The 225-nt window shown below is 57.3% G+C and carries 2 tRNA genes; both read left to right on the top strand.

The features are described 5' to 3' along the window. The first annotated feature begins 67 nt into the window (after positions 1-67). Positions 68-144, top strand: a tRNA-Pro gene (locus tag ACWATA_RS29340). 5 nt (positions 145-149) lie between these two features. Continuing rightward, positions 150-225, top strand: a tRNA-Ala gene (locus tag ACWATA_RS29345).

Genomic DNA, 225 nt, shown 5'->3' on the forward strand with positions numbered 1-225 from the left:
ATTGGATAGAGCGTTTGACTACGGATCAAAAGGTTAGGGGTTCGACTCCTCTCGGGCGCGCCATAAACGGGAAGTAGCTCAGCTTGGTAGAGCACTTGGTTTGGGACCAAGGGGTCGCAGGTTCGAATCCTGTCTTCCCGACCATTTATGGGGCCTTAGCTCAGCTGGGAGAGCGCCTGCCTTGCACGCAGGAGGTCAGCGGTTCGATCCCGCTAGGCTCCACCA

The sequence above is a fragment of the Priestia sp. USM5 genome (genome assembly GCF_058323215.1).